The following is a 6,542-nucleotide window of genomic DNA, read 5'->3' on the forward strand; positions in this document are numbered from 1 at the left end:
GGTAGAATGTTGGGAACATTGTCAATACGTAGGTCTTGTTGCAAATTTAGAGACCTACTTTTTTTTACCACAAAATGCTACTAGCTTTACATAGCAAGCATTTCAGCCTGTTTCGTCACCCCGTCAGGAACCAAAAGGTTTTAAATGCGAGTTATATAGAACAAATTCTGTAGAGTTTTGGTCAAATCCAGGTCATAAAGCTGATGAATTTATTATCATGATAGAAGGGGAATTAGAAGTTTATTTTCAAGGTAAAACTCACCATCCTTCCATTGGTGAATTCTTCAAAGTACCTGCTAACACGCCTCACAATACTAGGATGTCTGGGATTATGTATTGGATCTATGCTTTTGATTGGCAGTGGAATGAAGATGGGGTTGGTATTGAAGAGGGGAAAATACGATCACCAAAAGTTAAATCTGTTTGAGGAGTGATCGCAATGAAGAATCAAAGTGCTGATCAATCCATTAGATCTGATCAAGACATCTCACAGAATAAAAGACTTGTCAAAATTTCTGATCGAGAAGATATCTCCTCCCTTCCCAAGGGTATTTGGAGACCTCTGACTGAAAACTATCATTTACAAACCTGGAAAGGGATACCAATGGACAAAAGTCCTATAGAAATTGCCCTTTATCCAATGCTCATTTACGAACTCCAACCAAAGACAATTATTGAACTTGGTGCAGATACTGGAGGAAGTGCAGTATGGTTAGCAGATCAGTTGAAGTTATTTGAAATTGAAGGTCTTCTCTACTCTGTTGATATCGATTTATCCTTACTTGATGAAAAAGCCAAAGCCCAACCCAATATAAAATTTTTGGAAGGTGATTGTCACCAGATCGATATGGTTTTATCCACCACACTGCTTTCTACACTTCCTCATCCTTGGTTAATCATAGAAGATGCTCATGTTAATTTAGTCGGTATCCTGAATTATTTTCATCACAATGGCTTACAAAATGGAGATTATTTAATTATTGAAGACACAAATAAAGCTTTATGGGAGGCTTGGTCAGATTGGGAAGATAAAGAATTTATTGAACGGATGAAAGGTAAGCTTGATTTACTAAAAAAATGGCTGATGCAGCACAAAAATGAGTACTTAATTGATACTCACTATCAAGATTTGTTTGGTTATAACGGCTCGAAGAATTGGAATTCGATGTTAAAAAGGATGTAAATAACAATGATTAACAAATCTAGAATAAACGAAATAATAAACGATTTGCAAAAAAACAGGTTTAAGTGTAAAGTTTCTATTGATGACTTAGAAGATTAGGTAGTCCTGCATAGTGATGGTGGGTGGGGGCTGAAACCCTAACCATACCGTTACCGATATCATTACAATGCACCACTACCCATTTCCCCTACGAAGGATAAAAACTACTCTTTTCATTGCTTAAAGTCTGTAGTTAAAAGTGGTTATTCAATCCGCAGTCGATGTTCATAAAGTCTTTGGTAATAAGGTAAACAGTAGTCATAGGTCTGCTTCAAGTGTTCATTGTTTTCAACACTAACGTAATTTTTTCTGTCCCTTTCTTTAAATTCCCGACTCGATTGTAAGTAAGTGTGCCAATCTCCTTCCCATGGAAGAGTCCATATTTTAGAGCATATCTTAGGATTCCATTTTAACGCTTGGGGCATAAACGGAATTCCTACAGCATCACAGTAAGCTTTAATCGTGGCCTCTGGTTTTTGTACCAAGTCATCTGAGTCAATGAGGGGGGGGACTTGTCCCAGAAAGGCTTTGGTGACTTCAAACAATTGGTAAAGTTCTGCATACCCAGTTTCACTTAAGTGGAAGTCAGGCCAACCGGCAAATAGAGAAGGAAGGCTTTTGGCAGGATGACGAATAAGGAAAGTGTGGTTAAAGTGGGATAAAAAAGCTTCATCGGCTCGATCGTAAATATATAAAGCCATATCTTTAATAAAGACAGGTTGGCTTTGAGCCTTATTGATTAGGTCTTGGAATAGGGGTTGAAAATTATAAGCTGGATTAATCTCAGCTTTTGCACAGCGATCAGATTTCCTTTCCTCGCTACCGTAATAGTATAGGCTAAAGGGTTCATGAAGAACAATAAAGTCTCCCCTTGCTTGCATCATCATTTTAAAAGCGGTGGATGTTGATCGAAAAGTTGTCCATAATACCAAAATTTTTTTCATCGCTAGATCTCAATAGTAGATGTTAGAGTCAATGCCTCTGTTACCAGAGGACAGTTTATAAGGAGTACGTCACTTTAGGATCGTTCTGATTCCACCAAACAAAAATATGAGTGTCCAGAACAATCATAAAACCTCTTCATAACTATTCTCTATATCCCAGTCTTCTAGAGGGATAGCTGGCTCTTCAGGATCAGCATAGTATGCGTAGGGCTGCTTGTTTGCCAATGGATTAGAGGAATATTCCTTTTTGACTTCACCAATAGTGACAATTTCGGAAAGCTTATTTTGAATAGCTTCATTTAATATTTCTGAAGCCAGCTCCTCTACAGACATTCGTTTTTTCGCCGCCGCTTTTATCAAAATGTCTTGAGAAGTTTGACTAATTTTGATATTTGATATAATCATATTCAATCCCTTACAAATATTCAAACTTAATCTAATACTTGAGAAGAATAAACAGTCTTCTCAATCAAACTCAGGTGCCCACACTTCCACCACAGGCAATTCCCAACCAGGAAGCAATTCTGGCACTTGCAGCACATCCCCATCTCCCAGCACAACTTTATCTCTATTAAGGCGATAAACTTCCATGGTGCGAGTTCTCGGATCGACTAACACCCCAATTTTAGTTCCCAATTCCAGAAATTGCTGGATCTTCTGACGTAATTTAGCCAAACTATCAGTTCTAGATTTAACCTCAAACATCAAGTCAGGAACTAACTCCGCGTAACCTTCTGTAGTGCGAGGTAAACGTTCGGCTAGGATAAAAGAAGCATCGGGAGCGCGAACATCTCCATCTTCGTTAGGTAAATGAAAACCACCACTAGAAGCAGTTACCCTGCCTAGTCTACGAGGTCGTACCCAGTTTGATAACTGGGTAACAATAGCAGCAGCTACTTCATCCGATTCTATACCTGAAGGACTCATAACAAGAATTTCTCCATCCACTAGTTCCATCTGATAATCAGGATGTTCAGCTTGCAGTTTTTCTAAGTCTTTTACTGTTAAACTAGGCATTGTTAAAATCTCCTATTTATTTCTAGCGATTATTGCATTAAAGTCCCCCTTATTAAGGGGGATTTAGGGGGAGCCCTTTTCACTTCATGGAAAATAGAATTGCTATATTTAATCAATCAACAGCAAATCCAGTATATTGGCGTTTATAAGGAGCATGGTAGGCTAAGACAATATCTTCAGGGGGAACACCCCATTCTACTAATTCATTAGCAACGCCAATTTCTGTGCCATCATGTTGTATCCAAATTTTGTCGTTTTTAAGGTCAATTTGGAGAACACAGCCTCTTAAACGCCGATTTCCATGCCACCCCACGTTCATTAGTTGATAGTGATCTCCTTGAACATCAAAGATTTTTTGGACTTCAATATCTCCATCTTAAATACGGGAAGGGGACTCCCGTTATAAACGTTAGTTTTAGCGGGAGGGGAATTCCCGCAGGTCAATAAATTGAGCGAAGCGCGAATCATTGCTAGTTAGACGCATATTCGTATCCGTCAGCTTTAAATATTATTCTCAGATACTTTGGATGAACATCGAACTTCTTCTCGGGAGTCTGAAGTACAAAACTTGGACGATAACGAATAGCTATCCGTCCTGTATACTGCCCGGCATATTTTCCTTTCTTTATGTCAGCTTTGACGATATCTCCTGTCTGAAAGCCTTTAAACGACTTAGCAGAAGGAGCATGAGCCTTTGGAAACCCGTATTTATTAGGTCGGCACCTTTGACGAATACCATGACCTTTAGCTGTTACTGTTAGTGGCTTTGTTCCGTTCAGTAATATTTGCTCAGGGGTGGTTTTACCAACACAAAGAGCATCGATCCAGTGAGTTTTTCCGAGACCCCTAGTCTTGCGATTAAACTTAGTCAATCCACCCGAGCCTGTTTCGACGGGTAATCCAGTTGATTGTAGTCTTCTCCATAATTCCCAACGGGTTGAGTTGACGACTGCGGCATCTTTTAAAGGAATTTTTGCTTTAGCTAATACTTTTTTGAGAATTGCTGGTTTTTTCTTTAAAAATTTTTCAATGGGGTCATTACCTTTTTTCTGATTACAACACCGACAAGCAAGGGTTAGGTTGCTGACCCGATTGCTGCCACCTTTTGATTTTGGGACAATGTGTTCAACTTCTAAGGGCGTATTCATAGCACCACAATAAACACAACTGTGTCCCCATTTGGCAAGAAGGTACTCTTTAACCTCAAACCCGTATAGCTCGCCATGTTGATATTCAACACCTGATACTTCTGGATTTTGCATCTTCTGAGTATCAAACCGCACTAGCTCTTGAGATATTGCAGTCACTGGACACAACTTCCTCAGTCGTCTTACCCAAGTCTCAACGTTAAATATTCGACTCATTAGTGACGGAGGTAACCACCCTTCTGGGCGCTTCCGATTAAGAAATCGAGGCTTGCGGTAACGAGTTTTTCTGTTTCGCCTACCTCGCCTTAAGGCTCTTCTGGATTCTAAAGAATTCTTGATACTCTGTCCTCGATGGTTAATTTCTAATGCACTTGTCACTCGTCCAGTCTGTTCTTGAATAACAGCTATTCCGGTTGTTTTTGAACCAGGATCTATTTTGATTCTGTGTGGATGAGTTACAGAATTATTAACACTTCTGTCCTGCATGATAATAGTGAATGGATAGCGCTTAAATACTTTAGCCCTTCTTTTCTTAAGTAGTTCCCTAGCTCGTGCCGGGTGGCATGGATCCAGGGGTTTTTTATTTTGATCTAAAACGAAAACTCGCATTACTTTGAACACTCCACGATGTGGGTAAAGTTTGCCTCGACAATGTTATAAGAGCTTGAGAGGTTAACAACACTTCCTTAACTCGCTACAGATGTTTAATTGTTAACAACAGAGCTGAAGGCTGGCACGCACCTACAGGTGTTATAACTCAAATAACGTAGACCTAATCTAAGTCTCAGTCTGGTCAACTATGAGCTTCTACAAGCTCCCGCTATAGTCCCATAGGACTTAGCGGTGAGTTATTGACATTTAGGTTTATATTGCCCGTATTCATTGATGATTTTTTTGACTAATTCTCTATAGTGATTTAGTTTTTCCATTGTTTAATAAACTCTTGATTGATATCATATATAGCATTTTTTTTTAGATGTAAACATAAGAGTGATGGTAAAAGGGAGCAGGGAGCAGGGAGCAGGGAGCAGGGAGCAGGGAGCAGGTAACAGTAGTAAAGAGCTCCGAATAATTTTTGATGTTATGAGAAATTAGCAATATTATTCATGACCTATTTAGAAATGCTATTCAATTAGTTTGGGTAGTGTTTTAGAAGTCAATTCCATTACTGATTCCTATCGGTTTATCCCCCAAAACTAAACTATCAATTTATTGAAGCAGTTGCTTTAGTCTTTGGCGAAAGGCTCGTAATGCAGGACTTCTCCCGGTTTCACGGCTTTGAGCTAAAACCTCTGCTACCAGGTCCCGAATCGGTAATCTGGGGAAGGTGGGACTGGTGGTAACTTGCCGGTACTCACCTCCTTGCAATAGGTCAATCCTGAGTTGATTTTTTTCATAGCGCCAGAGTTCAGGCACACCTAAGTTGGCATAGACATCCAGTTGAGTCTTGGAGGTAACATCCACTTCAATGGCTAGATCTGGCGGTGGGTCAATAGTGAGATCGACGCGCCGCTTGCCTCGCATTCTAGCGTGGTTTTGGATGTAGAAGCATTGATCTGGTTCAATGCCACTGTCCATATTTTCTCCCTTGAAGGTAGTGGAACCAAAGCACTCGCAGTCGATTTCTAACTCATCAAGCAAAATTTTCACTAAATCACCGAGCAGTTCTTTATCGACTTCCTGTTCTGGGGTAGGCATTCTGATTTCTAAGGTTCCGTGGCTATAGGCAATACGGGCAGAGCGATGTTCCCCTAGTTCTTCCAGAACAGACTCAAATTGAGCCCACTCTAGGTTATGAATCAATAGTCTTTGGCCTGGGGGAACGGTAAGTTGTTGGAGTAGGAGAGTAACAGCCATCGTGAATCTTCTATGATTTCGGATTGTGGATAAACATCAAACGTTAATCTAATACCAATTGACCAATAGCTTTGAGAGCAGCTAAAACTTGCTCCAGTTCATTTTCCCTGTCAATAGATAAGGCGTAGGAACGACCATAGATGGGAACATCTGCTGGTTGGAGTTTAACAAACACAAACTCTCTCCCATTGACTAGAAAACCAAACCTTGGCTTGTCACTGTTGGATCCATCCAGCATATAAGCTAGAGCTTGAGGCAGTGCTGCCATCACATCAAACTTGGTACTTTTGGATTCGATCACCAGTATCCAAAGTCTCTGTCGCACTACTAAAACATCTATCCTGCCTCTTACAA

The 6,542-nt window shown here is 40.0% G+C and carries 8 protein-coding genes and 1 pseudogene; 2 read left to right on the top strand and 7 right to left on the bottom strand.

All coding sequences use genetic code 11. The features are described 5' to 3' along the window. Positions 1-205: 205 nt before the first annotated feature. A pseudogene (locus F6K57_RS34295) lies at positions 206-427 on the top strand (cupin domain-containing protein); the annotation flags it as partial. Between the two features lie 12 nt (positions 428-439). Continuing rightward, positions 440-1,183 carry a CmcI family methyltransferase gene (locus F6K57_RS34300; RefSeq protein ID WP_293017341.1) on the top strand — a complete coding sequence of 248 codons (744 nt, stop codon included), beginning with the start codon at positions 440-442 and terminating at the stop codon, positions 1,181-1,183. A gap of 242 nt (positions 1,184-1,425) precedes the next feature. On the opposite strand, the gene F6K57_RS34305 is transcribed toward F6K57_RS34300, so the two are convergent. From F6K57_RS34305 to F6K57_RS34335, 7 genes are all read right to left on the bottom strand, one after another. Continuing rightward, entirely contained in the window at positions 1,426-2,166 is a 741-nt protein-coding gene (locus F6K57_RS34305) for a sulfotransferase family protein (RefSeq protein WP_293017342.1), read from the bottom strand. Positions 2,167-2,289: 123 nt separating this feature from the next. Next, positions 2,290-2,571, bottom strand: coding sequence for a hypothetical protein (locus tag F6K57_RS34310; RefSeq protein WP_293017343.1), 282 nt, complete (start codon positions 2,569-2,571; stop codon positions 2,290-2,292). 60 nt (positions 2,572-2,631) lie between these two features. Further along, a complete protein-coding gene (locus F6K57_RS34315) occupies positions 2,632-3,183 on the bottom strand; it encodes a Uma2 family endonuclease (RefSeq protein WP_293017344.1) in 552 nt (183 codons plus the stop codon). A 112-nt stretch (positions 3,184-3,295) separates the two neighbouring features. Beyond that, positions 3,296-3,550, bottom strand: coding sequence for a XisI protein (locus F6K57_RS34320; protein WP_364305299.1), 255 nt, complete (start codon positions 3,548-3,550; stop codon positions 3,296-3,298). A gap of 103 nt (positions 3,551-3,653) precedes the next feature. Further along, positions 3,654-4,940 carry an RNA-guided endonuclease IscB gene (gene iscB / locus F6K57_RS34325; protein WP_293017345.1) on the bottom strand — a complete coding sequence of 429 codons (1,287 nt, stop codon included), beginning with the start codon at positions 4,938-4,940 and terminating at the stop codon, positions 3,654-3,656. A 600-nt stretch (positions 4,941-5,540) separates the two neighbouring features. Next, complete coding sequence (locus F6K57_RS34330; RefSeq protein ID WP_293072389.1) at positions 5,541-6,188, bottom strand: Uma2 family endonuclease; 648 nt, start codon at positions 6,186-6,188, stop codon at positions 5,541-5,543. Between the two features lie 43 nt (positions 6,189-6,231). Further along, the coding region (locus tag F6K57_RS34335; RefSeq protein ID WP_364305296.1) for a type I restriction endonuclease at positions 6,232-6,542 on the bottom strand (311 nt) is incomplete at its 5' end.

This window comes from Moorena sp. SIO4A5, from assembly GCF_010672005.1.
Classification (GTDB): Bacteria; Cyanobacteriota; Cyanobacteriia; order Cyanobacteriales; family Coleofasciculaceae; genus Moorena.

Bases quoted from the DNA above. Each gene is read 5' to 3' on its own strand.
- F6K57_RS34310 (WP_293017343.1), bottom strand. From the start codon at position 2,571: ATGATTATATCAAATATCAAAATTAGTCAAACTTCTCAAGACATTTTG.
- iscB (WP_293017345.1), bottom strand. From the start codon at position 4,940: ATGCGAGTTTTCGTTTTAGATCAAAATAAAAAACCCCTGGATCCATGC.
- F6K57_RS34330 (WP_293072389.1), bottom strand. From the start codon at position 6,188: ATGGCTGTTACTCTCCTACTCCAACAACTTACCGTTCCCCCAGGCCAA.
- F6K57_RS34315 (WP_293017344.1), bottom strand. From the start codon at position 3,183: ATGCCTAGTTTAACAGTAAAAGACTTAGAAAAACTGCAAGCTGAACAT.
- F6K57_RS34300 (WP_293017341.1), top strand. From the start codon at position 440: ATGAAGAATCAAAGTGCTGATCAATCCATTAGATCTGATCAAGACATC.
- F6K57_RS34305 (WP_293017342.1), bottom strand. From the start codon at position 2,166: ATGAAAAAAATTTTGGTATTATGGACAACTTTTCGATCAACATCCACC.